23 protein-coding genes are annotated in these 26302 nt (G+C 59.8%); 20 read left to right on the plus strand and 3 right to left on the minus strand.

From position 1 onward, the window contains the following. Positions 1-9 precede the first annotated feature (9 nt). The 6 genes from ACQZ5F_RS21655 to ACQZ5F_RS21680 all read left to right on the plus strand — a co-directional run bounded on the left by ACQZ5F_RS21655 (position 10) and on the right by ACQZ5F_RS21680 (position 6159). Positions 10-675 carry an amino acid ABC transporter permease gene (locus tag ACQZ5F_RS21655; protein WP_046801218.1) on the plus strand — a complete coding sequence of 222 codons (666 nt, stop codon included), beginning with the start codon at positions 10-12 and terminating at the stop codon, positions 673-675. Between the two features lie 12 nt (positions 676-687). Continuing rightward, positions 688-1341, plus strand: coding sequence for an amino acid ABC transporter permease (locus ACQZ5F_RS21660; RefSeq protein WP_065116851.1), 654 nt, complete (start codon positions 688-690; stop codon positions 1339-1341). Next, positions 1334-2056 (plus strand): amino acid ABC transporter ATP-binding protein, encoded by a 723-nt coding sequence (locus ACQZ5F_RS21665; RefSeq protein ID WP_020811659.1) that lies wholly within the window; start codon positions 1334-1336, stop codon positions 2054-2056. The genes ACQZ5F_RS21660 and ACQZ5F_RS21665 overlap by 8 nt, the downstream gene beginning before the upstream one ends. Next, a complete protein-coding gene (locus tag ACQZ5F_RS21670; RefSeq protein ID WP_448730951.1) occupies positions 2056-3297 on the plus strand; it encodes an NAD(P)/FAD-dependent oxidoreductase in 1242 nt (413 codons plus the stop codon). The genes ACQZ5F_RS21665 and ACQZ5F_RS21670 overlap by 1 nt, the downstream gene beginning before the upstream one ends. A gap of 113 nt (positions 3298-3410) precedes the next feature. Then, positions 3411-5120, plus strand: a complete 1710-nt coding sequence (gene lhpI / locus ACQZ5F_RS21675; RefSeq protein ID WP_448730952.1) for a cis-3-hydroxy-L-proline dehydratase — start codon at positions 3411-3413, stop codon at positions 5118-5120. A gap of 10 nt (positions 5121-5130) precedes the next feature. Further along, positions 5131-6159 carry a trans-3-hydroxy-L-proline dehydratase gene (locus ACQZ5F_RS21680; RefSeq protein WP_225338175.1) on the plus strand — a complete coding sequence of 343 codons (1029 nt, stop codon included), beginning with the start codon at positions 5131-5133 and terminating at the stop codon, positions 6157-6159. Between the two features lie 226 nt (positions 6160-6385). On the opposite strand, the gene ACQZ5F_RS21685 is transcribed toward ACQZ5F_RS21680, so the two are convergent. Both ACQZ5F_RS21685 and ACQZ5F_RS21690 read right to left on the minus strand, forming a co-directional pair. Next, the gene (locus ACQZ5F_RS21685) at positions 6386-7408 is read right to left on the minus strand and encodes a LacI family DNA-binding transcriptional regulator (protein ID WP_052820450.1); all 1023 of its coding nucleotides are present in this window, start codon (positions 7406-7408) and stop codon (positions 6386-6388) included. A gap of 157 nt (positions 7409-7565) precedes the next feature. Continuing rightward, the gene (locus tag ACQZ5F_RS21690; protein ID WP_046801224.1) at positions 7566-7886 is read right to left on the minus strand and encodes a hypothetical protein; all 321 of its coding nucleotides are present in this window, start codon (positions 7884-7886) and stop codon (positions 7566-7568) included. A gap of 294 nt (positions 7887-8180) precedes the next feature. On the opposite strand from ACQZ5F_RS21690, the gene ACQZ5F_RS21695 reads away from it, so the two are divergent. The 7 genes from ACQZ5F_RS21695 (at position 8181) to ACQZ5F_RS21725 (ending at position 15983) form a co-directional block, all read left to right on the plus strand. Continuing rightward, entirely contained in the window at positions 8181-8984 is an 804-nt protein-coding gene (locus ACQZ5F_RS21695; protein ID WP_225338176.1) for a transporter substrate-binding domain-containing protein, read from the plus strand. A gap of 67 nt (positions 8985-9051) precedes the next feature. After that, on the plus strand, positions 9052-9756 hold the full coding sequence (locus tag ACQZ5F_RS21700) for an amino acid ABC transporter permease (protein ID WP_003499524.1): 705 nt from the start codon (positions 9052-9054) through the stop codon (positions 9754-9756). Further along, positions 9753-10412: an amino acid ABC transporter permease gene (locus ACQZ5F_RS21705; RefSeq protein ID WP_003499527.1), complete on the plus strand. Its 660-nt coding sequence runs from the start codon at positions 9753-9755 to the stop codon at positions 10410-10412. The genes ACQZ5F_RS21700 and ACQZ5F_RS21705 overlap by 4 nt, the downstream gene beginning before the upstream one ends. Beyond that, positions 10393-11124, plus strand: a complete 732-nt coding sequence (locus tag ACQZ5F_RS21710; protein ID WP_111806823.1) for an amino acid ABC transporter ATP-binding protein — start codon at positions 10393-10395, stop codon at positions 11122-11124. Before ACQZ5F_RS21705 ends, ACQZ5F_RS21710 begins: the two co-directional genes overlap by 20 nt. Positions 11125-11147: 23 nt before the next feature. Further along, positions 11148-12083 (plus strand): 2-hydroxyacid dehydrogenase, encoded by a 936-nt coding sequence (locus ACQZ5F_RS21715; protein ID WP_225338177.1) that lies wholly within the window; start codon positions 11148-11150, stop codon positions 12081-12083. A 230-nt stretch (positions 12084-12313) separates the two neighbouring features. After that, positions 12314-14488, plus strand: a complete 2175-nt coding sequence (locus ACQZ5F_RS21720; protein ID WP_225338211.1) for a putative bifunctional diguanylate cyclase/phosphodiesterase — start codon at positions 12314-12316, stop codon at positions 14486-14488. Positions 14489-14936: 448 nt separating this feature from the next. After that, positions 14937-15983, plus strand: coding sequence for a porin (locus ACQZ5F_RS21725; RefSeq protein ID WP_225338178.1), 1047 nt, complete (start codon positions 14937-14939; stop codon positions 15981-15983). Positions 15984-16222: 239 nt separating this feature from the next. On the opposite strand, the gene ACQZ5F_RS21730 is transcribed toward ACQZ5F_RS21725, so the two are convergent. After that, positions 16223-17710 (minus strand): amidohydrolase family protein, encoded by a 1488-nt coding sequence (locus ACQZ5F_RS21730; RefSeq protein ID WP_052820549.1) that lies wholly within the window; start codon positions 17708-17710, stop codon positions 16223-16225. Between the two features lie 159 nt (positions 17711-17869). Here ACQZ5F_RS21730 and ACQZ5F_RS21735 point away from each other — a divergent pair, with 159 nt between their 5' ends. From ACQZ5F_RS21735 to ACQZ5F_RS21765, 7 genes are all read left to right on the plus strand, one after another. Next, positions 17870-19435, plus strand: a complete 1566-nt coding sequence (locus tag ACQZ5F_RS21735) for an ABC transporter substrate-binding protein (protein WP_448730953.1) — start codon at positions 17870-17872, stop codon at positions 19433-19435. A 257-nt stretch (positions 19436-19692) separates the two neighbouring features. After that, on the plus strand, positions 19693-20661 hold the full coding sequence (locus ACQZ5F_RS21740; RefSeq protein ID WP_046801232.1) for an ABC transporter permease: 969 nt from the start codon (positions 19693-19695) through the stop codon (positions 20659-20661). Between the two features lie 36 nt (positions 20662-20697). After that, entirely contained in the window at positions 20698-21627 is a 930-nt protein-coding gene (locus ACQZ5F_RS21745) for an ABC transporter permease (protein WP_225338212.1), read from the plus strand. 5 nt (positions 21628-21632) lie between these two features. Further along, positions 21633-22826: an amidohydrolase family protein gene (locus tag ACQZ5F_RS21750; RefSeq protein WP_052820552.1), complete on the plus strand. Its 1194-nt coding sequence runs from the start codon at positions 21633-21635 to the stop codon at positions 22824-22826. Beyond that, positions 22826-24319, plus strand: a complete 1494-nt coding sequence (locus tag ACQZ5F_RS21755) for an amidohydrolase family protein (protein WP_225338179.1) — start codon at positions 22826-22828, stop codon at positions 24317-24319. Before ACQZ5F_RS21750 ends, ACQZ5F_RS21755 begins: the two co-directional genes overlap by 1 nt. Beyond that, positions 24312-25295: an ABC transporter ATP-binding protein gene (locus tag ACQZ5F_RS21760; protein WP_046801236.1), complete on the plus strand. Its 984-nt coding sequence runs from the start codon at positions 24312-24314 to the stop codon at positions 25293-25295. The genes ACQZ5F_RS21755 and ACQZ5F_RS21760 overlap by 8 nt, the downstream gene beginning before the upstream one ends. Beyond that, the gene (locus tag ACQZ5F_RS21765) at positions 25292-26299 is read left to right on the plus strand and encodes an ABC transporter ATP-binding protein (RefSeq protein ID WP_225338180.1); all 1008 of its coding nucleotides are present in this window, start codon (positions 25292-25294) and stop codon (positions 26297-26299) included. The genes ACQZ5F_RS21760 and ACQZ5F_RS21765 overlap by 4 nt, the downstream gene beginning before the upstream one ends. Positions 26300-26302 lie beyond the last annotated feature (3 nt).

A 26302-nucleotide genomic window follows, 5' to 3' on the forward strand; every position in this document is an offset into this window, starting at 1 on the left:
GGACGCTTAATGTTCAACTATACATTCCACTGGAATCAGGCGCTGAAGGCTTTGCCGCAGCTTCTGGACGGTGCGGTGGTAACGCTGCAGATCGCCCTTTTGTCGATGGTGATCGGTCTTACCTTCGCCATCCTGCTGACGCTGTTCCGGCTCTCCGGTAACCGCGTTCTCGGCGCTTTGGCCTCCGTCTGGGTGGAGGTTGCCCGCAACACGCCGGCACTTTTCCAGATTTACATGGCCCATTTCGGGCTTGGTAATTTCGGCATCCACCTCAGCCCCTATACCGCGCTTCTGGTCGGTATCGCGTTTAACAATGCCGGTTATCTGGCCGAGAACTTCCGAGGTGCGCTGAAAGCAATCCCGGATACGCAGACGCGGTCGGGCCGTTCGCTTGGCATGACCTCGATGCAGACCTTCCGGCTGATCATCCTGCCGCAGATGCTGCGCGTGGCTTTCCTGCCGGCCACCAACCAGATGGTCTGGGCGATCCTCATGACCTCGCTCGGTGTCACGGTCGGCATGAATACGGATCTGGCCGGCGTCACGCAGGCGCTCAATGCGCGCTCGTTCCGCACCTTTGAATTCTTCGCGCTCGCCGCGGTCATCTATTACGTGATCGCCAAAATCGTCACGCTCGCCGCCAGAATGCTGGCCTGGCGTCTGTTCCGTTACTGAGAGAGGTGAGCCATGTTTGAAACCGCTCTCACCTGGAGTGATCTCGCCTTCCTGGCCAAGGGTGCCGGCATGACGCTTGCCGTCACCGCCGTCGCCGTCACGGCGGGCACCCTCATGGGAATCATCTTCGGTATCATCCGTTTCCAGTTCGGCCCTTACTGGTCGCTGCCGCTGACCTTCGTTCTGGATATTTTCCGCTCCGTGCCGCTGCTCATCCAGCTGGTTCTCGGCAACGCCTTCCAGTCGATCGCCAAGCTCGGCTGGCCGCCATTTACCACCTCCTGCGTGGTGCTGTCGCTTTATACGGCCGCCTATTGCACCGAGATCGTGCGCGGCGGCATCGACGCCGTACCGTCCAATACGCGCCGCGCCTGCCGCTCGCTCGGCATGACGTGGTCGCAGGACATGCGCTACATCGTGCTGCCGCTTGCTACCCGTGTGTCGCTGCCTTCCTGGATCGGGCTGACGCTCGGTGTCATGAAGGATTCGGCACTGGTGCTGTGGCTTGGCCTCATCGAGCTTCTGCGCGCCTCGCAGATTCTCGTTACCCGCCTGCAGGAACCGCTGACCATCCTGATGATCTGCGGCGCCATCTACTTCCTTATCAGCTTCCCCATCGCCCGTTTCGGCGGGTATCTCGAAAGACGGTGGTCCCCCAATGATTGAGATCGAAAACGTCCGCAAATCCTTCGGCCCGCTGGAGGTTCTGAAAGGGATCAACCTCACCGTCAACAAGGGCGAGGTCGTCACCATCATCGGCGGTTCGGGTTCCGGCAAGTCGACCCTGCTGACCTGCATCAACGGCCTCGAGCCGATCGACAGCGGCAAGATCGTCATCGACGGCACGGAAGTGCATGCCAAATCGACCGACCTCAACAAGCTGCGCCGCAAGGTCGGCATCGTCTTCCAGCAATGGAACGCCTTCCCGCATCTGACGGTGCTTGAAAACGTCATGCTGGCGCCGCGCAAGGTGCTCGGTATTTCCAAGGAACAGGCCGAGGAAATCGCCGTCAAGCAGCTGACCCATGTGGGCCTTGCCGAAAAGCTGAAGGTCTATCCCAACCGCATGTCGGGCGGCCAGCAGCAGCGCATGGCGATTGCCCGCGCGCTCGCCATGTCGCCGGAATATATGCTGTTCGACGAAGTCACGTCAGCGCTCGACCCGATGCTGGTGGGCGAAGTGCTCGATACGCTGAAGATGCTGGCGGATGAGGGCATGACGATGATCTGCGTCACCCATGAAATGGCCTTCGCCCGCGATGTCTCGAACCGCGTCGCCTTCTTCCATCAGGGCGTGATGGCGGAAATCGGTACGCCCGACCAGCTGTTCGGCGCACCGCAGCATGCTGAAACCCAGAAGTTCCTGGCGAGCGTGCGGTAATGCCAGCCAATGATGTCATCGTCATAGGGGCCGGCGTCGTCGGCCTCTCGGCGGCAATTGCCGCGCAGGGCCGTGGTCTTTCGGTCACCGTCATCGATCGCGAGGGACCGGCGGCGGGCGCTTCGGCCGGCAATGCCGGCGCCTTCGCCTTCACCGATATCCTGCCGCTCGCATCGCCGGGCATTCTCTGGAAGGCGCCGAAATGGCTCATCGATCCGCTCGGTCCGCTCAGCGTGCCGCCGGCCTATGCGCTGAAGATCGCGCCGTGGATGTTCCGCTTCTGGCGGGCCTGCGCGGCATCGAAAGTCGAGCATTCCACGGCCGCCCAGACGGCGCTGATGGATCTTTCCAAAGCAGAGCTGGAGCCGTTTCTCAGAAAGACGGACACCATTGCCATGCTGCGCAAGGAGGGCAACCTCCAAGTCTATGAAAGCGAGGCGGAATTCGAAACCTCGCTTCCCGGCTGGAAGGCGCGCGAACGCCATGGCATCGAGTTCCGGCATCTGAACGCCGAACAGATGGCCGAGATACAGCCCGGCATCGCGCCGCGTTTTACCTGTGGCACGTTTACGCCCGGCTGGTATTCCATTGCCGATCCCAAGCTTTACACGCTGGCGCTGGCCGACCATTTCCGCACCATTGGCGGTCGCATCGAATGCCTTGATGTCGCCTCGCTCCGGCCGCTGGAAGACGGCGTCGAGGTGGTGAGCCATGATGGCCGCACCCGCAAGGCCGGTAAGGTGGTGCTGGCGGCCGGGGCTTTCTCGCACCGCATCGCCCGCTCGCTTGGTGAAAAAATTCCGCTGGAAACGGAACGGGGTTATAATACCACCCTGCCTTCGGGTGCTTTCGATCTGCGCACGCAGGTCACCTTCGGCGGCCATGGTTTCGTCGTTACCCGCCTTTCCTCCGGTATCCGCGTTGGCGGTGCTGTGGAACTCGGCGGGCTGGAGCTTCCGGCCAATTTCGCCCGTTCGGAGGCGCTTTTGACCAAGGCGAAGAGCTTCCTGCCGGGCCTGAAAACAGAAGGCGGCAAGCAGTGGATGGGCTTTCGCCCGTCGCTGCCGGACAGCCTGCCGGCCATCGGCGAAGCGCGGCACACGGCACGGGTGGTTTATGCTTTCGGCCACGGGCATCTGGGGCTGACGCAATCGGCGGGCACGGCCCGCATCGTCGCTGATCTTCTGACGGGGCAAAAACCCGCCATCGATACAAGGGCATTTTCGCCGCAACGTTTCTAGAGAGTTTTGGCTTTTCCCCAAAACGCAAAAATTCTCTAGCTCTTTTTTTCACGCATTTTCCGGGCGTAAAACCGCTACGCAATTTTGACGGAAATGCTTTAGGGAGATTTTCGATGTCTTCTGCCGTTTCGCCAATCACCGCTCCCGAGGCGCGCAGCATTCTGGCTGGCGCCGCCGAAGGCAAGGTTATCGCCACGACCGAGGCGCTGAGCTTCTGGGGCGGGGTCGATCCCGCCACCGGCAAGGTGATCTGCGTGCATCACCCGCTGCATGGCGCCTGTCTCACCGGCGGTGTGCTGTTCATGCCGACCAGCCGCGGTTCCTGCACCGGTTCCGGCGTGCTGCTCGATCTCATCCTCACCGGCCGTGCGCCCTCGGCGCTGGTTTTCTGCGAGGCTGAAGACGTTCTGACACTCGGCGCCCTCGTCGCGGCGGAAATGTTCGACAAGGCTCTGCCGGTTGTCCGTCTGGATGCGGATAATTTCGCCCGCTTCTCGCGTGCTGCGCATGTCAGCATCAATGAGAACACCATTGAGGCTGACGGTATCTCGCTTGCCATCGCGCCGCCGGCGACGGCCCATCTCGACCTGAAGGACGACGATGGGGCAATGCTCGAGGGGCGAGACGGCATCGCCGTGCGGCAGGCCATGCGCATCATCGTCGCCATGGCCGCGCAGCAGGGCGCTTCGGCGCTTGTCGATGTGACGCAGGGCCATATCGATGGCTGTATCTATGCCAGCCCCGCCAACCTCACCTTTGCCGAAAAAATGGCTGACATGGGTGGCAAGGTGCGGGTACCGACCACCATGAACGCCATTTCGGTGGACAAGGCGCACTGGCGGGCGCAGGGCGTGCCGGAGGATTTCGGCGATCCGGCCGCAAGGCTGGCGGATGCCTATGTGCGCATGGGCTGTCGCCCCACCTTCACCTGTTCGCCTTACCTGCTGGACAGTGCCCCAAGTGCCGGTGAATCGATCGGCTGGGCCGAATCGAATGCGGTGATCTTCGCCAATACGGTGCTCGGTGCCCGCACCGCAAAGCACCCGGATTTTCTCGACCTCTGCATTGCGATGACGGGCAGGGCGCCGCTTTCGGGGGTCTATCTCAAGGAAAACCGCAGGCCGCAGCGCATCGTCGATGTGGCGTTGCCAGCTGGTATCGATGATGCCTTCTGGCCGCTCGTTGGCTATCTCGCCGGCAAGGCCGCGCCGGATTGTATTCCGTTGCTGCGTGGTCTCGGGGCCGCAAAGCCGTCGCGGGACGATCTCAAGGCGTTGTGTGCCGCCTTCGGCACCACCTCCGCCTCGCCCATGCTGCATATCGAGGGCGTGACGCCGGAAGCGGAACTAGCGCCGCTCGAAACGGCCGTCACCGTCACCATTTCGCTCGCCGATATGGCCGCCGGCTGGTCGCTTCTGAACGAGGGACCGGAAGAGGTGCAGCTTGTCGCCATCGGCAGCCCGCATGCCTCGCTGGAGGAATGCCACGCCCTTGTCACCGTGTTCAATGGCCGCAAACGCCATGCGGATGTCGCCGTCATCGTCACCGCCGGCCAGCAGGTCATCGATGCGGCTGTGCAGGACGGCACGTTGCAGAGTTTGAAGGACAGCGGCGTGCAGGTCCTGCCGGATCTCTGCTGGTGTTCGATTTCCGAGCCGGTCTTCCCGACGAAGACGCGCGCACTCATGACCAATTCCGGCAAATACGCCCATTACGGTCCTGGTCTCAGCGGCCGCGCTGTGCGCTTCGGCAGCCTTGCCGATTGCGTTGAAAGCGCGCTGACCGGCCGTGCCGTATCCCGCCTTCCTGTCTGGCTTTCCTGAGGAGAACTGAATGCGCAGTATCAAGACAGTTCATGTGATTTCCGCCCATGCGGAAGGTGAAGTGGGGGATGTTATCGTTGGCGGGGTGAAGCCGCCGCCGGGGGAGACGATCTGGGAACAGAGCCGTTTCATCGCCCGCGATGAGACCCTGCGCAACTTCGTGCTCAACGAGCCGCGCGGCGGCGTGTTCCGTCACGTCAATCTGCTGGTGCCGCCGAAACATCCGGATGCGGATGCCGCCTTCATCATCATGGAGCCGGAAGATACACCGCCCATGTCCGGCTCCAATTCCATCTGCGTTTCCACCGTGCTTCTGGATGGTGGTATCGTGCCGATGCAGGAACCGGAAACCCATATGCTGCTGGAAGCTCCCGGCGGACTGGTGAAGGTGCGCGCCGAATGCCGCAACGGCAAGGCCGAGCGCATTTTCGTGCAGAACCTGCCGAGCTTTGCCGCAAAACTCGACGCCGAACTCGAGGTCGAAGGTCTCGGAACGCTGAAGGTAGATACCGCCTATGGTGGCGACAGCTTCGTCATCGTTGATGCCGAGGCGATGGGCTTCAGCCTGAAGCCGGAAGAGGCGCATGAGATTGCCCGCCTCGGTGTGCGCATCACAAATGCCGCCAACAAGGCTTTGGGCTTCGACCATCCCGAAAACCCGGACTGGCGGCATTTTTCCTTCTGCCTTTTCGCCGGCAAGGTGGAACGCACGGCGGAAGGTCTCAGGGCAGGGGCGGCCGTCGCCATCCAGCCGGGCAAGGTGGACCGCTCGCCGACCGGCACGGCACTTTCGGCCCGCATGGCCGTTCTGCATGCGCGCGGCGAAATGAAGGAAGGCGAAACGCTGACGGCGGTATCGCTGATCGGCTCCACCTTCACCGGCCGCATCCTCGGAACCACAACAGTCGGCGACCGCCCGGCCATCCTGCCGGAAATCTCCGGCCGCGGCTGGGTTACCGGCATCCATCAGCATATGCTCGATCCGTCGGATCCATGGCCGGAAGGGTATCGGCTGACGGATACCTGGGGTGCGAGGTAATAAGAGCCTTACGGTCGAAACCCAGCTCGGGTGGCGTGTTTCGATGGACCGCAGCGATTCGGCGAGTTTCTTCTCCCCGCCGGGGAGAAGGTGGCCCGAAGGGTCGGATGAGGGGGTAACCTTGCCGGAGTTCGGAGAGCTTGCCCCCTCATCCCGCTGCCGCGGACTTCTCCCCCTCGGGGAGAAGAAACAAGCGGTACCCGCTCGTTCCAACAGGGCTAAAGCCTCACCGGCTCAACCGCTTCGTCGTCTCCCGCACGATCAGCTCGAAACCGACATCCACCCGCGCCCCTTCGGGAACAGCGGCATCCTTTTCCGGCTCCAATATCGAAAGCAGCAATTCGCCCGCCTTGCGGCCGATCATCTGGGCATCGACGCGGATCGTTGAAATCGCGGGGTAACACTGGCGGCTGATATCGAAATCGCCGAAACCGAGAATCGACACCTGATCCGGCACGGGAATGCCGCGGCGATGACATTCCATCAGTGCGCCAACGGCGGAAATATCGGAGACCGCGAAAATGCCTTCGACATCGGGCGCCTTCGCAAGCAACGAGCCGAGCGTCTTTGCCCCGTGATCGTAGGAGACAGGCGCGCTGCCTTCCCGGATGATCAGATCGTCGGGAATGCCGGCTTCGCGCAGTGCCGCCGCAAACCCGACAAGGCGGCTTTCGCCGCGCCAGTCGTTCACGGCGCCATCAGCCCGGGAGCCGAGTGCGCCTATGCGCTTTAAACCAAGCGATATCAGATATTTGGCGGCGTTTCTTCCTACTTCGTAGTTGGAGAAACCAACGGCATGGTCGATCGGATGTTCCGGAACATCCCAGATTTCCACGATCGGAATGCCGGCGCGCATCAGAACTTCGCTCGCCATCTTGGTATGTACGGTGCCGGCAACGACAATCGCGTCGGGACGCCGCTCCATCATGGTGCGGATGACGCGCTCCTCTTCCTGCAGATCATACATCGTATAACCGATCAGCAACTGGTAATCGGCCGCGCGCAGCGCCTTGGCGAGCCCCTGGGCGCTGTCGGCGAAGTTGGAGTTGGTGAGCGTCGGCAGGATGGCGGTGATGAAATTGGTGCGCCGGGAAGAGAGCGAACCGGCGATCCGGTCTGGCACATAACCGAGCTTCTCTATCGCCTTCATCACCTTCTGGCGTGTGTCTTCCGACACCAGGGCAGGATCGGCCAGCACCCGCGAAACGGTCATCTTGGAGACGCCCGCGAGTTTCGAGACGTCGCTCATGGTTGCTTTTTTTGACGTGACTAACGCTGCGGCCAAGGGCGTGCGCTCCACCAAAGCATGTCTCCCTAAATTCGAACCGGTTCAGGACAAGACATACACGAAGATATCAAGGGAAAGCACGCCGTATGATTGCAGATCGATGCGGCGTGCACCGGATTTATGCGACGCGGCTATAGACCAGATGGTAAAAACGGCCGTCGCACATGCTCATCATCTCGTCCGTCAGCACCCGGCCTTCCAGCCGAACCGGCGAGACCAGTGCTTCCTCCACGGCTTCCATCGAAGGATAGTCGATTTCCTGCACCATGATGATCGCAGCCGCGTCCGGATCGGTGCGCTCGGTGCGCATCACCCGAACGGCCTGCGCATTCGGCATGCGTTTCCAGACGGGCAGCAATTTCTCCTCGACGATGCGGAAAAACTCCTCCTCCCGGCCGGGGTGAATCCTGCCTTCGAAAATTGCCGAGCGTGTGTACATGTTTCCCTCCCGAATGAATGCCGACCAAAACAGTTCTGTAGATCGGACTTGCAATGATACCGATAACATGCATTATTGATCCTGCCAAGAACGTGAAATGGTGTCGAACAGAGGAAAATCGATAACCAGCCGAAAACATTGAATTTCATTGGAAATTCAGGCTGTTTTTGATCTTCGCGTCCCCTTGGGAGGAGTTTTTAGTCAATCGCGACAGAATGTTATCGAGAACATTGTGTCCTTTGCGCAAGGCCGCTGTTCCTGTCGAACAGCCACTATAAGGTTGGAGGAGAAACCATGAGCATTTCAAGATTTCTGAAAAACATGACCGTTGCCGTTGGTGTTGCAGCCGCTTCGCTTGCTGCCACCACGTCCGCCCATGCCGTCTCGCTCAGCGAGATCACGGCGCGCGGCAAGGTCAAGATCGGTGTTCTCACCGGTGCGCCGCCGATGGGCATGGTGGATGAGAAGGGCAATCCTTCCGGTTATGACGTGGATGTCGCCAATCTTATCGGTTCTTACCTGTCGCTGCCGGTGGAACTGGTGCCGCTGACGCCGCCCGCCCGCATTCCGGCACTTCAGACCGGCAAGGTCGATTTTCTAGTTGCGACGCTCGCACCGACCGGTGAACGCGCCAAGACCGTGATGTTCACGCAGCCCTACAGCGCCTTCAACATGGACATCATCTCCGGCAAGGACCAGAAGTTCGAAAATCTCGACAGCCTCAGGGGCAAGCGCGTTTCGGTCAATCGCGGTTCCTCGCAGGAAACAGCGCTGCGCAAGGCCAATGTCGAAGGTCTCGAAATCGTCGTTTACGAAGACGACTCCACCAGCGCCCAGGCATTGCTCGCCGGTCAGGTTGATGCTGTCGCCCTGCCGTCCACGGTTGGCGAAGCGATCATCAAGCAGCGCCCGGAGGCTGGTCTGCAGGTTGGTTTCACCTTCTTCCAGCAGGGCAATTCCATGGCGACGAAGCTTGAGGATTTCGAGCTGCGCCAGTGGCTGAACACCTCCATCTACCTCATGAAGATGTCGGGCGATCTCGACCGTATCTCGGTGAAGTGGACCGGCCGTCCGCTGCCGCAATTGCCAAGCTTCTGATTGAGCCTTTCAACGCGTCCGCCGGAGGAAAATTCCGGCGGACCGGGAAATGTCAACGGAGTGACGCATGTCCTATACTTTTCAATTCGGCGCGCTCGCCCAATATCAGAATGAAATTCTGAACGGCATATGGCTGACGATCAAGCTGTCTGTCCTGTCCATCGTGCTCGGCTGCGCTTTCGGCATTCTTTTGGCCTCGCTGCGGTCCATCAATGGCGGCATTGTCCGCATCATCGTGGACGCCTATGTGGAGGTGATCCGCAATACGCCGTTTCTCGTGCAGCTGTTCATCGTCTATTTCGGCCTGCCGGGCCTCGGCTTCAGGGTAGGGGCGGATACGGCGGCGCTGATCGGCATGACGATCAATCTTGCGGCCTATTCGACGGAAATCATCCGCGCCGGCATCGAGGCGGTGCACAAGTCGCAGATCGAGGCGGGCGAGGCGCTGGGCTTCACCAGATACCAGATCTATCGCCACGTCATCATCGTGCCTGCCATCGCCAAGGTCTATCCCTCGCTTTGCAGCCAGTTCGTGCTGATGATGCTGGCATCGAGCATATGCTCGGCCATTTCCACCCATGAGCTTGCGGCCGCCGCAGCCTTCGTGGAATCGCAGACCTATCGCTCCTTCGAAGTCTATATCGTCGTCACGCTCATCTATCTTGCGCTGGCGCTCAGCCTGCGGCTCATCCTTGCCCTTATCGGCATGTGGCTGTTTGGCCGCCGCGTGGCTCGCAAGACGATGACCGCCATGCCGGAGGTGCAGTCATGACTCTTCGAACTTTCGGCTGGAACGAATTCGGTTTCCTGCTGACCGCCCTGCAATGGACCGTGCTTTTGACGATCATTGCGCTTATCGGCGGTGGCATCGTCGGCTTTTTCATCGCTCTTGCCCGCACCTCGGATAACAAGCTGCTGCGCATTGCCGCCGGCACCTATATCCAGGTCATTCAGGGCATTCCGGTGCTGATGATCCTGTTCCTGTCCTATTACGGCCTCAGCCTTGCCGGACTGGAACTGCCGCCTTTGATCGCCGCCGGCGCGTCGATGACCATCTATACATCAGGTTATCTTGCCGAAATCTGGCGCGGCTGCATCCAGGCGGTGCCGAAGCAGCAATGGGAAGCGTCGGAATCGCTGGCGTTGACCCGCGCCCAGCAATATCGCTACGTCATCCTGCCGCAGGCGATCCGCATTTCCCTGCCGCCGACCGTCGGTTTCGCCGTTCAGGTCGTCAAGAATACGTCCATCGCATCGATCATCGGTTTCGTCGAACTGGCGAGAGCGGGGCAGCTCATCAACAATGCCACGTTCCAGCCGTTCCGCGTCTTCGTCGCCGTGGCCGTGCTTTATTTCATCGTCTGCTACCCGTTGTCCCAGCTGTCGCGTTGGCTGGAAAGGAGGCTTCATGCCGGAAGTAATCGTTGAAAACGTTCACAAGAGCTTTGGCGCTCTGGAAGTCCTCAAAGGCGTGTCGCTGACGGTCGGCCGCGGTGAAGTCTTCGCCCTCATCGGCCGCTCGGGTTCGGGCAAGAGCACGCTGCTGCGCTGCATGAATGGGTTGGAGAAGATCAATTCGGGCCGCATCGAAATTGCCGGTCATGCCATTGGCGAAGATGCCAAGGCGCTGCGCAAGCTGCGCACCGATGTCGGCATCGTGTTCCAGAGCTACAATCTCTTCCCGCATTTGACGGTCGGCGAAAACATCATGCTCGCGCCGCGCATCGTCAAGGATGTGGCGAAATCGGAAACAAAGGATATCGCCCGCGAGGTCCTGCAACTCGTCGGCCTGTCGGAGAAATTCGATTCCTATCCCGACCAGCTGTCCGGCGGCCAGCAGCAGCGCGTGGCAATTGCCCGCTCGCTCGCCATGCGACCGAAGGTGATGCTGTTCGACGAGGTGACCTCGGCGCTCGACCCGGAATTGACCGAGGAAGTGCTGACCGTCATGGAAAACCTCGCCAAAGGCGGCATGACCATGATCCTCGTTACCCATGAAATGGCCTTTGCGCGCCGCGTGGCGACTGAAACCATCTTCATGCACAAGGGCAAGATCTGGGAGCAGGGCCGTTCTTCGGAACTTTTCGCCAATCCGCAAACGCCGGAACTCCGGCAATTCGTCAAGGCCGATGTGAAGTAATTCACCGGCGCAAAGGAAAGTCCATGACCACTGAAATCGTGCAACTGTGCCCGCTCATTCCGGCACTGGAAGAAGAACTCGCGCAGCGTTTCACGGTGCATCGCCTGTTCGAAGCTTCCGACAAGGCGGCGTTCCTTGCTGAAAAGGGCGCCGCGATCCGCGGCGTCGTCACCGGCGGCCATATCGGCCTGCCGGCGGATATCGGCGCCGCACTTCCCAATCTTGAAATCGTCGCCATCAACGGTGTCGGTTTCGACAAAGTCGATCTGACGGACGCGAAACAACGCGGTTTCCGCGTCTCCAACACGCCCGACGTGCTGACGGCCGATGTTGCCGACCTCGCGCTTGGCCTCGTCCTGGCGCAGGCGCGCAAGCTGCCGCAGGCCGACCAGCATGTGCGCACCGGTCAATGGCTGAAGGGCGATATGGGGCTTTCCACCCGTGTGGCTGGCCGTCGTTACGGCATTTTCGGCCTCGGCCGCATCGGTCAGGCAATCGCAAAGAGGCTCGAAGGTTTTGATGGGCGGATTTCCTATACCGCCAGAAACCGTCGCGACGTCGCTTATGACTATCACGACAGTATAGAGGCGCTGGCCGCCAATTGCGACGTGCTGATCATCGCCGCCGCCGCCACCGCCGAAACGCGCCATATCGTCAATGCCGATGTGCTGAAGGCACTCGGGCCGCAGGGTGTGCTTGTCAACGTTGCGCGCGGTTCGCTGGTGGATGAAAAGGCGCTGGTCGAGGCGCTGTCAAACGGCACGATCGGTGGTGCGGCCCTCGACGTCTTCGAGGATGAGCCGCGTGTGCCGGAAGCGCTTTTCGCCTTCGACACCGTCACGCTTGCCCCGCATGTCGGCAGCGGCACGCACCAGACGCGACGCGCCATGGCCGATCTCGTTCTTGCCAATCTCGACGCGCATTTTGCGGGCAAGGAACTGCCGACCCCGGTGGTCTGACATACCTCTATCTGAGCCTGTAATCCAACGGCGCGGCTTTTATCCGCGCCGTTTCGATTCGTGCTGTCGGCTGTTCCTGATTTAGCCTGTAAAAGGCAGCCATTCGCCGGTAATCTCGGCCTGTCGTTCATATTTATATAATATGTATAATCCTACTATTCTGCTTCCTTATAAAGCGATGAGGCGGAGAGGTGCGTTCCAAAGGCCCGAAGACACCCGTGCAGAACCGGATGTCGCGAACCAAGCGCGGCGTAGCGCCATCTGCCTCTCCTGCAACGACTGAAAACCCCAATACCTCCGACCGGCATGTGCTTCTGGAAGCGATGATCAATCATGTGCCGGATTTTATCTATGCCAAGGATCTGGAGGGTCGTTTTCTTTTTGCCAACCGCGCCATCGTTACGGAAAACGGCTTTGAAAGTGTCGAAGAACTGATCGGGCTCACCGACGGCGACATTCACGGAGACGCGGCGCAGCGGGCCGGCATTCCCGATACCGAAGCGCGGGTGATGCGCACCGGAGAGCCTGATCTTGGCTACGAGGAACCCGCCATGCGCGGCGATATCGACCGTTGGTTGATGATGTCGCGTGTGCCCTTGAAGGATGAGGCCGGCAAGATCATTGGTGTGGTTGGCGCTTCCAGGGACATAACCCAGAAAAAGGCCTCGGAAAGACTGCTTCAGGCACAGGCGCGTATTCTGGAAATGATTGTCGCGGCGGCGCGGATCGAAGATTTTCTCGACGAATTCGTCAAGGCCATTGAAAATCTTGCCACCGGGCTTGCCTGCGCTGTCAGGGTGTTCGAGGCGGCGGCGGGCGAACCTTCCGTTTATGTCTCTCCGGCGCTGATGCCGCATGAGGGGCTGACGGCGCGCATTTCCACCGTCAACGATCCCGGGAGCCTTACCTATCCGGCCGACAGCACGGCTTTCAGTTTCGATATTCCCGCCAGCGAGGGCAAGGCGCATGGTTTTGTCTGGTGCGTGCTGGCGGGCCGCCAGCCGGATGCGGCGCTGGTAGAGTTCATCGGGGCTGCCGCCCGCATGGCGGGGCTGGCGATCGACCGGAAACGTGCCGCGGAGCATATAGCATTTCTGGCCGATCACGACATGCTGACCCGGCTACCTAATCGCCGTTTTCTCGATACGCGGCTACCGGAAATATTGGCGGTGGCGGCAAAGGCAAAACGGAAGGTCGGCATCGGTTTTCTCGATCTCGATAATTTCAAGCAGATCAATGATACGCTTGGTCACAGCGTTGGCGACGCGCTGCTTTCGAAAACGGCGGAGCGCATCGCTCATAGCCTCGGCCGAAACGATCTCGTGCTGCGGGTGGGCGGCGACGAATTCGTCGTCATTCTGGAAAAGCAGAAAGACAGTTTCGAAAACCGTCTGCAGCGTATTCAGGCGGCGGTTTCGCAGCCGCTGCGCATCGGCAATTACGATATCAAGGTCACCTGCAGCATCGGCATGGCGTTTTTTCCCGAGCACGGGGAGACCACGGCGGAAATCGTCGCTGCCGCCGATCTTGCCATGTATGAGGCCAAACATAATGGCCGGAATGGCATCGCCACTTTCACACCGCGCATGGCGGACGATCTGAGAAAGAAGTTCACCCGCATCGAGGAGTTGCGCAAGGCTTTGGAGCGGGATGAGTTTGTTCTGCATTTCCAGCCGCAGGTTGATCTTCTCACCGGCCGCATCAGCGGGGTGGAGGCGCTGGTGCGCTGGCAGCATCCGGTGGAAGGTCTGCTGGCTCCGTCGGAATTCATCGGTCTTGCCGAGGAAACCGGCCTCATTGTGGAGCTTGGGGAAAGCATTCTGAAAAAGGCATGCCAGCAGGCGCAGGCTTGGATCGTGGCCGGCCTGTCGCCCATCAAAATGGCGGTCAATATCTCACCCCGGCAGTTTCAGGGCGGACTTGTGGAGCAAATCCAGTCGGTGCTGAAGGAAACCGGTCTTTCGCCCTCGCTGCTCGAAATCGAAATCACCGAGACGCTTATCATTCAGGATGTCGAAACATCGGTGCGGATCATGCGCTCCATCAAGCAGATGGGCGTCAGCCTCTCGCTGGACGATTTCGGCATCGGTTATTCCTGCCTCGGCATGCTCAAGACCTTTCCCCTGTCCTGCATGAAGATAGACCGCTCGTTCCTCACCCACCTGCCGGAAAAAACCAAGGACAGCGCCATCGTCTCGATCATGATTCAGCTTGCTGGATCTCTGGATATCGATGTCATTGCCGAGGGAGTGGAGGCCGGCGAACAGGCGGCGTTTTTGCGCGCCGCCGGCTGCCCTTACGGGCAGGGTTATTATTTCAGTCGCCCGGTGCAGGCGGACGTGATTGAAGACATGCTGGCAAAGATGACGACATTCCCCACAGGCCCTGCCGGCGATCTGCAATAGACCCGCTATGATGGCCCTGTTTTGACGGGCCTGATCTGAGTGACGCCGGAATTGTTCCGGCCGGTTGCCCGCGCCTTTTATTACAACAACCTTAAACGTCTCTATGATTGTTTAGGGTCAGGGTGCCGGGTAACTGCCCTTCGCGGTTATGTAGATTTATATATTATAATAAATAAAATTATTATAATCGACTATTTTTGTTAAGTAATAAATTCTTTTATTTGAAAATAAAAAATGAAATTATTATATTTTAAACTATTGATTTGTTGTAATTTTACTACTTAATACGTCTGTGTACTTTTATTGTATTTGTAATCCGCCGATTTAAATTGCGAGTCCCCCGCACTTTCTGTCATTTGCTGAATCAGCGCAGGGAAGCGGGCGGCAGGGAAAAGACCAGCCCTCAAATTTGCGCATTCGTTGAAAAATTTTTGACTGGAGATTAAAAATGAACATCAAGAGCCTTCTTATCGGCTCCGCTGCCGCTCTCGCAGCAGTATCCGGCGCACAGGCCGCTGACGCTATCGTCGCTGCCGAGCCGGAAGCCATGGAATACGTTCGCGTTTGCGACGCTTTCGGCACCGGCTTCTTCTACATCCCCGGCACCGAAACCTGCCTGAAGTTTCAGGGTTATGTCCGGTTCCAGACCGACTTCGGTCGTGACAAGACCGGCACCTCTGACTGGGATTCGTTCACCCGCGCCCAGTTCGAAATTGACACCCGCACCGACACCGAACTCGGTGCCCTGCGTGGCTTCATTGGCCTCCGTGGCAATGCTGACACGGGTTCTGCAGCTGCGTCCACCACGTCTGGCTCGGGCGACAAGGGTTCTGCGGTTTTCGTTGACCAGGCTTTCATCGAACTCGGCGGCCTGAAGGTCGGTAAGTTCTACAGCTGGTGGGACGATGGCCTTTCTGGCGAAACGGACGAACTGGCTTCCAACGCTCTGTTCAACTCCATTCGTTACACCTACGACGCCGGTTCCTTCTGGGCAGGCGCTTCGGTTGACGAACTCGAAGGCATCACAGTTGGCTCGTACAACGAGCGTGACAACAATGTTGGCGTCGCGCTCGGCGTTGGCGCAAAGTTCGACAGCGTAACTCTGCAGCTCATCGGCGGCTACGATACCGACCGCGAAAACGGCTCTGTACGCCTGATCGCAACGGCTGGTGTTGGTCCGGGTACGCTTGGCCTGTCTGGTGTTTGGGCTTCCGGCGCAAACGCTTACTACAACGTCTCCGAGTGGGCAGTTGCTGCTGAATACGCCATCAAGGCAACCGACAAGCTGAAGATCACCCCCGGCTTCCAGTACTACGGCAGCTATGGTCTCGTTTCCTGGGACGAATTCTCCAACAACGACGCCTGGAAGGCTGGTCTGACGGTTGACTACAAGATCACCGATGGCCTGACCACGAAGCTCACTGCAAACTACCTCGACATCGATAACCGTCCTGAGCAGTGGACCGGTTTCGTTCGCCTGCAGCGTTCGTTCTAATAGCCTGCATAAGCAAAAAGCATAATCTGGTTAGATAACTCAGATCCACCCCGTTCTCGGACGGGTGAGTGCTAGCTCCAGTCAAAGTTCCTGACATGACGTTAGGTTTGCTCCCCGGACCCTCCAGGCCGTGGAGTTTTTGCGTTGACGAAATATCACACGCGGTTTTGTCAACAATGTTATCGCGGGCAGCTGCAAGCGTGTGATGCATTGCAGGTCTTCCAGATGGCGTTATCCTGTTATCGGCTGAGCGCCGGCTCCGGTGGCTGGGGAGGGTGGACAGGTTCTTCGAAGGTCCGCAGCAGACGGCCCCAACCCGGGTCGTGCATATGCGCTTCAAGACCGGCGCGGGCGGCGAGGGCCAGCGCTTCTTCCTGGCCGAAGTTAAGCGCGGCATCCACGTCGGTTGTCAGAACCCGGCCGTTTTCCATCAACATCCGGCCATCCACGAAAACGGTATCGACATCGCTGCCCAGCACCTGATGCACCAGCCGGTGCACCGGCATCCACATCGGCATCAGATGCGGTTTGCGCATGTCGATGACGACGACATCGGCCTTTTTGCCGATTTCCAGCGAGCCGATCTCGTTTTCCATGCCGATGGCATGCGCGGCGTCGATGGTGATCATTTCGAATATCTTGCCGGGCGGCAGCAGGTAACGATCATGGTTGTGCAGCAGGTGCTGGGTGAATTGCGCCAGACGCGCCGTCTGCAACATGTCGAAATGGCGGCTGGGGGCCGCGCCGTCGGTGGTGATGGCAACGCGAATGCCTTTCGACATCATTTCCATGATTGGCGTCGCCCGACCGGGCGGGGCGTGGGTAACGCGAGTTCCCGTTTCGGCCAGAATGTCGATCTCGTCATGCGAGATGCCCCAGCAATGCTGAAGATGGATATCTGGGCCAAGCAGCGCATTTTCCTTGTCCTGAAACGCCATGCGAATCTGGCCTGCAAAAGCGTCCGAATGTAGCCTGACGCCGGTCTTTCGTGCCGTTTCGCGGATCCGGCGCGCCTGCATCCGGTCATTTTCCGTCAGTTTCACCGACTGATCGGGTGTCGAGGCATTGGAGGGCTCCACTGACGGAACGATGGTGAAAGGTGTGAGGAAAACGCTGATGCGGCCATCCGCCGTGCCGTTCAGGGCCTCGATGGTTGCCTCGCTGCCTTCGATCATCTCTTCGAAGCTGATATGACGGCGCTCCGGCGAACCGCTTTCCCATCGGGTGACGGGGTGCGGCCATGGCAGGCCGGAAGGGCCGACACAGATGATTTCGCGAAGGCCGATCTCCTCATAGGCGCGTGCATGGTTGATAGCGAAGAGGGGATCGTCGGCGCGCGGCATCGAGGTGATGATGCTGGCGCCGGTCGTCACGCCGGCGCGTAACCGCTCGATGCCGGAGACCAGGCCGTCGGCGTACCAGTAATCGCGGGTGACGTAGTGATAATAGGTCGGTGTCACGACCTTCATCCACATGGCATTGGTATCGGCGGCAATGCTGCGGATGAGCGCATGCCCGGCATGGCCATGCGCATCGATCAGGCCGGGAATGATGAGTTTGCCCCGGCAGTCTATGATCTGCTTGCCGGGGTGGCGTGAAGCGAGTTCCCCGGCCGGGCCGATGTCAACGATACGATCATCCTGAATGGCAAGGCCGCCATCCTCGATAATCCGTCTTTCGCGATCCACGGTGACGATCGTGCCATGCAGCAGCAGATAATTTCCCATTCGCCTTCTCCCATATGTTTGCAGTCGGTATCCAGAATTTCACAATTTTGAATACGATAATTGTCAACAATATTATTGACAATAAGCCCGTGCAAAACAATACTCCCCTTGCTCAGCCGCCAGCCGGCTTTCCAACGACCTATAAAAAGGGGGGATCAAATGTCCCGAATTAGAAGTTTTGTCCTGGCCGCCATGGCCGCCGCCGCCATTGCCGCTCCCGCAAGCGCAGAGACCCTACGCTGGGGTAGCCGCGCCGATCTTTATTCGCTCGATCCGTATTCGGTGCCTTCCACCTCCAACCTTGCGTTCCTCAATCACATCTATGAAGGGCTCGTCCGTTACGGGCCGGACTTCAAGATCGAACCGGCGCTGGCGACGGAGTGGAAGCTCGTTGATGGAAAGGCCTGGCGTTTCACCCTGCGCAAGGGTGTGAAGTTCCATGATGGCTCGGATTTCACCGCTGACGATGTGGTTGCGTCCTTCACGCGCGCTTCCGATGCCACCTCGCCATTGCGCGGCAATATTCCGGTCTTTGCCGGAGTGAAGAAGGTCGATGACTACACTGTCGATCTCGACGTCACCGCACCGACCTCGCTTTTCCTGAACGACATCACCAATATCTTCATCTTCAATGCCAAGTGGTTGAAGGATAACAATAGCGAGAAGCCGACCGATTTTGCCTCCGAGGTCGACGGTTATACGACGATGCACACCAATGGCACCGGGCCGTTCAGGCTCGAAAGCCGCGTGCCCGATAGCAAGACGGTTCTTGTTGCCAATGACGGCTGGTGGGACCAGAAGAAGCACAATCTCGACCGTATCGAATTTGTACCGATCGCCTCTGCCGCGACCCGTGTTGCAGCGCTGCTTTCCGGCGAAATCGACCTGATCGATTCCGCGCCGATCCAGGATTTGCCGCGGCTCGAAACCTCGGCCAATATCACGGTGAAGAAGCGCACCGAACTGCGCACACTGTTCATCGGTTTCAACCGTCGCGAAAAGCTGGAAGACGGCAAGCCCAACCCGTTTAATGACCTGCGTGTGCGTCAGGCATTCGAGGCCTCGCTTGATCGCGATCTCATCAACAAGAAGGTCATGCGCGGCCTTGCAAGACCTTCCGGCTCGCTCATCGCGCCTGAAATCGCCGGTTATGCCAAGTCGCTCGATACCTATGAACCCGCCGATCCGGCAAAAGCACAAAAGCTGCTTGCCGATGCAGGCATGAAGAACCTTGCTTTCACCTATACCTGCATGAACGACGAAAGCATCAACGAGGAAGATATCTGCTCCGGTGTCGCCAACATGCTGAAGCGCGGCGGTTTCCAGCCGACGATCGACATTGCCCCGCGCTCCGTGCAGTCGCCCAAGCGCAATGGCGGCAAGGCGGATGTCTTCAACCTCAGCTGGGCGAACGAGCCGACGCTCGATGCCTTCTCGTTCCTGTCGCAGATATTGTCGACCCGCAAGGGTGCGATGGGTGTCTCCAATTATGGCGGCTGGTCGAACCCCGAAATCGACAAGCTGGTCGATCAGGCGGCGCAGGAGCAGGACAACACCAAACGTCTGGCGCTTGAAGAAGCTGCATTGAAAATCGCCAAGGATGAAACCATGCTTGTTCCGCTGCATCAGCAGCCCATTGCATGGGCCATGCTCGGAAAGGTCAAGAGCGTCGATTTCCGTGCCGATAACAAGCCGCGTCACTGGCTGACACAGCTCGACAAATAATGCAGGATGCAGGAAGGGCGTCGGCCAGTCGCCGAACGCCTTTCCAGCCTTTCCGGCGCAGTCGCCTCAGCCGTTCAAACCGTGATCCCCAGGGACAGGGAAGGCCGAAATGCGATCCTCCGCCGGTGCAATTGTCGACAATGTGACAGGCTCATGCGCGAGGCATCGCATCGTTGCGAAAGCTCTGCCCTGTCTCTGCAAGAGAATGGTCGAACCTGACAGGCCTTGTGGCGCGGGTTCTGATCCGAGAGGTAACCATGCTGGTTTTCATCATCAAGCGTTTGGGAAATGCCGTGCTCGTCATGCTTTCCGTCGCGCTTATCGCATTTCTCATTTTCCGGCTCGCGGGTGATCCCGTTGAACTGATGGTCGGCGAACAGACCTCGCAGGAGGATCGGGCGGCCCTGCGTGAGCGCCTCGGCCTCAATGACAGTCTGCCGACGCAATATCTGCGGTTTGTCAAAGATGCGGCAGAAGGCAATTTCGGCGTTTCCTATCGCAACGGCCAGCAGGTGCTGCCGCTGATAGCGGAGAGGTTTCCGGCAACGCTGGAGCTTGTTCTTGTCGCCACCGTCCTGTCGCTGGTCGTCGGCCTGCCGCTCGGGGTACTGACGGCGATCAGGCGTGGCAAATGGTATACGGAGGGCCTGCAGTTCCTGTCGATCGTCGGCGTTTCGCTGCCGAGTTTCGTCGTCGGCATCCTGCTCATTCTCGTCTTTTCGGTGTCGCTCGGCTGGGCGCCGGCCTTCGGTCGCGGAGATGTGGTGCAGATCGGCTGGTGGTCTACCGGGTTGCTGACCTCCTCCGGTCGTGCGGCCATCATTTTGCCGGCCATTGCGCTTTCGCTTTATCAGATCACGCTCGTTATGCGTCTGGTTCGCGCCGAGATGCTGGAAGTGTTGCGATCCGATTTCGTGAAGTTTGCGCGTGCCCGCGGCATTCCCCGCTGGCGCATCTATTTCCGCCATGCGCTTCGCAACTGTCTCATGCCTGTCGTGACGCTGACGACGATGAATGTCGGCTCGCTCATCGCCTTCGCACTGATTACGGAAACGGTGTTTCAGTGGCCGGGCATGGGCATGCTGTTCATACAGGCGGTGACGTTTCTCGATATTCCCGTCATGGCGGCCTATCTCTGCATCATTTCCTTCATCTTCGTTGTTCTCAACACGTTCGTCGACATTGCCTATGCGGTGATCGATCCGCGTCTGCGCACTGCGCGTTAACCGAAGGGAGCCGGTTCCTTGACAGACCTTCCACAAATGGCAAAACCCGCCCGTCGGTCGCTTTTCAGCCGCCTGCGCGACAGCGATCTCTACTGGTCCTTCAGTCGCAGCAAATCGGCGAAGATCAGTGCGCTGGTCCTCGCAATCCTGATCCTTGCTGCCATATTCGCGCCGTTGATCGCGCCCCAGAACCCCTATGACGGCGCTTCGCTGGACATGTGGAAGGCCGAGCTGCCGCCGGTTTGGCAGGAGGGCGGCGAATGGCCCTATCTGCTCGGCACCGATACGCAGGGGCGGGACATGCTCTCCGCCATTCTCTACGGCACGCGCATATCGATCGTCATCGGTGTCGCTTCCGTGGCGCTGTCGCTTGTCATCGGCATGACCGCGGGATTGATTGCCGGTTACTTCGGTGGCTTTGCCGACAATCTCCTGATGCGGATCGGCGACATCACGCTCTCCATCCCGACAATTCTGGTGGCCATCCTCGTCTCGACGGTCGTGCGGCAGATGTTGCCGGACAGTCTGCGTGAGGTGGGCGCATCCGCCGTGCTCATTTTCGCCATCGCCCTTTCCGCCTGGGTGCAATATGCGCGCACCGTGCGCGCCCAGGCCATCGTCGAAACCGGCAAGGATTATGTGCAGGCGGCCAAGCTCATCGGCGTTCCCGCCCGCCGTATCATGGCAAACCATATCCTGCCCAATACGCTCACACCGATCATGGTTGCCGCCACGCTCAATTTCGGCATGGCGATCCTGACCGAAGCGACGCTGTCCTTCCTTGGCATCGGCATGCCGCCCAGCCAGCCTTCACTTGGAACGCTGATCCGCATCGGCAATCAGTTCCTGTTCTCGGGTTCGTGGTGGATCGTATTGTTTCCCGTTTTCCAGCTCTGTCTGCTCGTCGTCACCGTCAACCTTCTGGGTGACTGGCTGCGCGATGCGCTCAATCCGAAACTGAGGTGAGTTCCATGCATGATCTTCTGCTCCGCAACATCAGGCCCATGGCGGGCGATACCTGCGATGTTCTGATCAGGCAGGGAAAGATAGCCGGTTTCGGAAAATTCGAGGCCGATCCGGGCATGCCGGTCGAGGAGGGGAATGGCGCGATTGCCGTTCCCGGCCTTATCGATGCCCATACCCACCTCGACAAGACGACATGGGGCATGCCCTGGCATGTTAATAATCGCGCGGCGATCCTGCGCCAGCGGATCGACTTTGAACGCGATAACCGGACACAGATCGGCATCGATCCGCACCGCCAGTCCATGCGCCACGCCATCGGCCTTGCGGCAAATGGCGGCACGCATATTCGCAGCCACGTGGATATCGACCCGACCCATGGCCTGACGCTCGTCGAAGGTATCTGGGAGACCCGCGAGAAGCTGAAGGGCATCATCGACATCGAAGTCGTCGCCTTCCCGCAATCCGGCGTCATGGTCATGCCCGGCACCGTGGAACTTCTGGACGAAGCCTTGAAACAGGGCTGCGAAGTGCTTGGCGGTATCGATCCCTGCGGCATCGACCGCGATCCGAAAGGCCAGCTGGATATTCTCTTTGCGCTTGCGGTCAAGCACGGCGTGCCGATCGACATCCATCTGCATGAGGCCGCCGATCTCGGTGCCTTCACCATGGAGCTGATATTCGAGCGTATCCGGGCCAATGGCATGCAAGGCAAGGTCGCGATCAGCCATGCCTTTGCCCTTGGAATGAATGATTACCTGCGGGTCGGCAAGCTGATCGAAGAGATTGCAAAGCTCGACGTGGCGATCCTGACGACAGGTGCGCCTTCGGCAAACGTGCCGTCGATCATGCGCCTGAAGGAGGCGGGTGTGCGCGTCGGCGGCGGTTGCGATGGCATTCGTGATACCTGGGGGCCATGGGGCCAGCCGGATATGCTAGACCGGGCAAAGATCATCGGCATGAAGAATGGCCTGCGCTCGGATATCGAGCTTGCCCATGTGCTGCATGTGGTCTCGCAGGGCGGCGCCGATGTCATGGGGCTTGGCGATTATGGCCTCAAGGAAGGCTGCGCCGCAGACTTCACGTTGCTTACGGGCGAAACGCTCGCCCATGCCGTGGTCGATATCGCGCCCCGGCCGCTCGTCGTCAAAGGTGGCCGCGTCACCGCAAGAAACGGCAAAGCCATCGTGGAGGCGCCGTGATGAGCGCTGCTTTGCAATCTCTCGCACTTGGCGAACGCCCATTCGGTCGCACGCTGCTTACCGCAAGCTGGGTTGTCGGACACAAGGATGGATCGCACCGGCTCTTGAAAAACGGCGAGGTGGTCTTCGAGAACGGTGAGATTCTGTTCGTCGGGTACGGCTTTGAAGGCGAGGTCGCCCGTCGCGTCGATTTCGGCAACGCCCTCATCAGCCCTGGCCTGATCGATCTCGACGCGCTTTCCGATCTCGATACGACGATCCTGGGGATCGATCATTACCCCGGCTGGGCCAAGGGCCGGGTCTGGCCGCGATCCTATGTCGAGGCAGGTCCCTACGAGATGTATTCCGGGGAGGAGCTGGCCTTCCAGAAGCGTTTCGCTTTCGGTCAGCTGCTTCTGAGCGGCATTACCACGGCAGCGCCCATCGCTTCCCTGTTTTACCGGCAATGGGGCGAAACCGCCGCCGAATTCGAGGCTGCGGCCGATGCTGCCGGCGAACTCGGCCTGCGCGTCTATCTCAGCCCCGCATACCGCTCCGGCGGCATGGTGTTGGAAGAGCCGGGACGCATGGTGCCTGTCTTTGACGAGGAGCGCGGCTTTCAGGGGCTGAAGGATGCGGTGTCCTTCATCGAAAGACAGAGCGGACGCCATGGCGATCTCGTGCGCGGCATGCTCGCACCGGATCGGGTCGAGACATCGACACTCGCCCTGTTGCAAAGAACCGATGCGGCGGCTCGCGATCTTGGATGCAAGTTTCGTCTGCATATGGCGCAGGGCACGATGGAGGTGGATACCGTCCGCAGCCTTCATGGCTCGACTGCGCCCGTGTGGCTGGCCAAGGCGGGCTTGCTCAGTGAGCGCCTTGTCGCGCCGCACGCCACCAACGCGACCGACGAGGATCTGGCGCTTTACGCTGAAAATGGCGTTTCCATCGTCCACTGTCCGCTGGTGTCGGCCAGAGGCGGCAGCAAGCTGTCGTCGTTTTCGTCGTGCCGGCAGCGTGGCATCAACATCGCGATGGGCACGGACACGGCACCGGCCGACATGCTGATGAACCTTCTGGTCGGGCTCATCACCTGCCGCATCAGCGACGGCGTTCCCGACAGGGTTCGCTCGGCCGATCTGTTCGACGCCGCCACGATCGGTGGCGCAAGGGCGCTGGGCCGATCCGATCTCGGACATCTCTCAAAGGGTGCCCGCGCCGATATCGCGGTCTTCGATCTCGATGATACGGTCATGGCTCCGAGCGTCGATCCCATCACGACCATCATTACCGGCGGCTCTGGCAAGATCACGCGTGCGGTCTTCGTTGATGGCCGGCTGTCGATGCGCTCAAGGCAGGTCGCGAATATCGACATGGAGCGCGCCCGCGTTCAGGCGCAGGCGCAGTTCGACGGGCTGATCGCGAAATATCCCGAACGAAGCTGGGCCAATCCGCCCGTTTCGGAAATTTTTCCCCCGAGCTACCCGGTGGAGGTGGACGCCAATGGATAACATGAACCAGTCGGTTATCGATGTTCGCAATCTGAAAGTCGAGTTTCCGGGACGCAGAGGCACGGTGACGGCCCTTTCGGATGTCAGCCTGTCGATCCGCCCCGGCGAAATCCTCGGTGTGGTGGGAGAATCCGGTGCCGGAAAATCCATGACCGGGCTTGCGATACAGGGCTTGCTGGAAAAGCCCGGCCGCATCGCCGAGGGTGAGATATGGCTGGGATCGCGGCGTATTGACAAGTTGGACGACAGGGCGATGGAGAGCATTCGCGGCCGCGAGATCGGTGCGATCTTTCAGGATCCGCTCACCTCGCTCAATCCCCTCTTTACGGTTGGCGCGCAGCTGCTCGAAACGATCCGCCAGCATCTGCCGCTCTCCAAAAAAGAAGCGCGGGGGCGGGCGGTTCAACTCCTGAAAGATGTCGGCATTCCGTCTCCGGAAGATCGTGTCGATCATTATCCGCATCAGTTCTCCGGCGGCATGCGTCAGCGTGTCGTCATCGCATTGGCGCTGGCGGCCTCGCCGAAGCTCATCATTGCCGACGAGCCGACCACGGCGCTTGACGTATCCATTCAGGCGCAGATCATCTCGCTGCTGCGCAGGCTGTGCAAGGAGAAGCAGACGGCGGTCATGCTGGTCACGCATGATATGGGCGTCATCGCCGAAGCCGCCGATCGCGTCGCCGTGCTTTATGCCGGCAGGCTGATCGAGGTCGGGCCGGTCGAGCAGGTTCTGCATGCGCCGAAACATCCCTATACGCAGGGCCTGATGGCCTCCATCCCCTCGCTCGGCGCGCGTGTGGAGCGGCTTAACCAGATCGACGGGGCGATGCCGCGTCTCGATGCGATCCCCCCGGGCTGCGCCTTCAATCCGCGCTGTGGTTTTGCCGGCCCCCGCTGTCTTCGCGAGCGCCCGGAACTGGAAACGCAGGGCGACAGCGCAAGCGCCTGCTGGATGAATGCAGGAGGAACAGCATGAAAACCCCGGTGACAAAAACACCTGCACTGACGGTGAAGGGTCTGACCAAAACCTTCGATGTTTCCGCCCCGTGGCTCAACCGCGTCATCGAGCGCAAGCCCCGTCAATTCGTGCAGGCCGTCAACGACATCGACTTCATGGTGCCAGCCGGTGGCTGTCTCAGCATTGTCGGCGAAAGCGGCTGCGGCAAGTCCACGGTCGCGCGGCTGGTGACAGGGCTGTTCCGTCCAAGTGCCGGTGACTTCCGCTTTGCCAAAGGGCGGAAGGATGCACCGCTTTCGGCGCAGATGATCTTTCAGGATCCCTATGCCTCGCTCAATCCGCGCTGGCGGGTGAAGAACATCATCGCAGAGCCGATCCGCGAGCTGAAACTGCGCGCCACCCGTGCAGAGACAATGGAGCGGGTGGAGGAACTGCTGCGAACCGTCGGCCTTTCCGCTTCCGATGGCGAGAAATTCCCGCATGAATTTTCCGGCGGTCAGCGCCAGCGCATTTCGATTGCCCGCGCCCTGGCAAGCGAACCGGAGTTTCTCGTCTGCGACGAGCCGACATCTGCACTTGATGTATCGGTGCAGGCACAGGTACTGAACCTGATGCGGCGGCTTCAGGATGAGCTGGGACTGACTTATCTCTTCATCAGCCATGATATGAGTGTGGTTCGCCACATGTCGGACCGTATCGCGGTGATGTATCTCGGTCGCATCGTGGAGGAGGGCGATACGGAGGAGCTGTTCGCCCGCCCGCGTCACCCCTATACGCAGCTTTTGTTGCAGACCATTCCCAATATCGAGGCGCCGCGCCGCGACCGGGAACTGGTGGCAGGTGAAGTCCCAAGCCCGCTCAGGCCACCCTCGGGGTGCACGTTCCATCCGCGCTGCCCGCTTGCAACGGCGCGCTGTTCGGCGGAAGTGCCGCAGGTGCGCACGCTTGCCGTCGGCACACGCGTTGCATGCCATCTGGTGGAGGATGAAGAGGTGCTGACGCAGGAGCGGGAGCGCGCCTGACAC

Source organism: Agrobacterium sp. 22-210-1 (assembly GCF_053522525.1).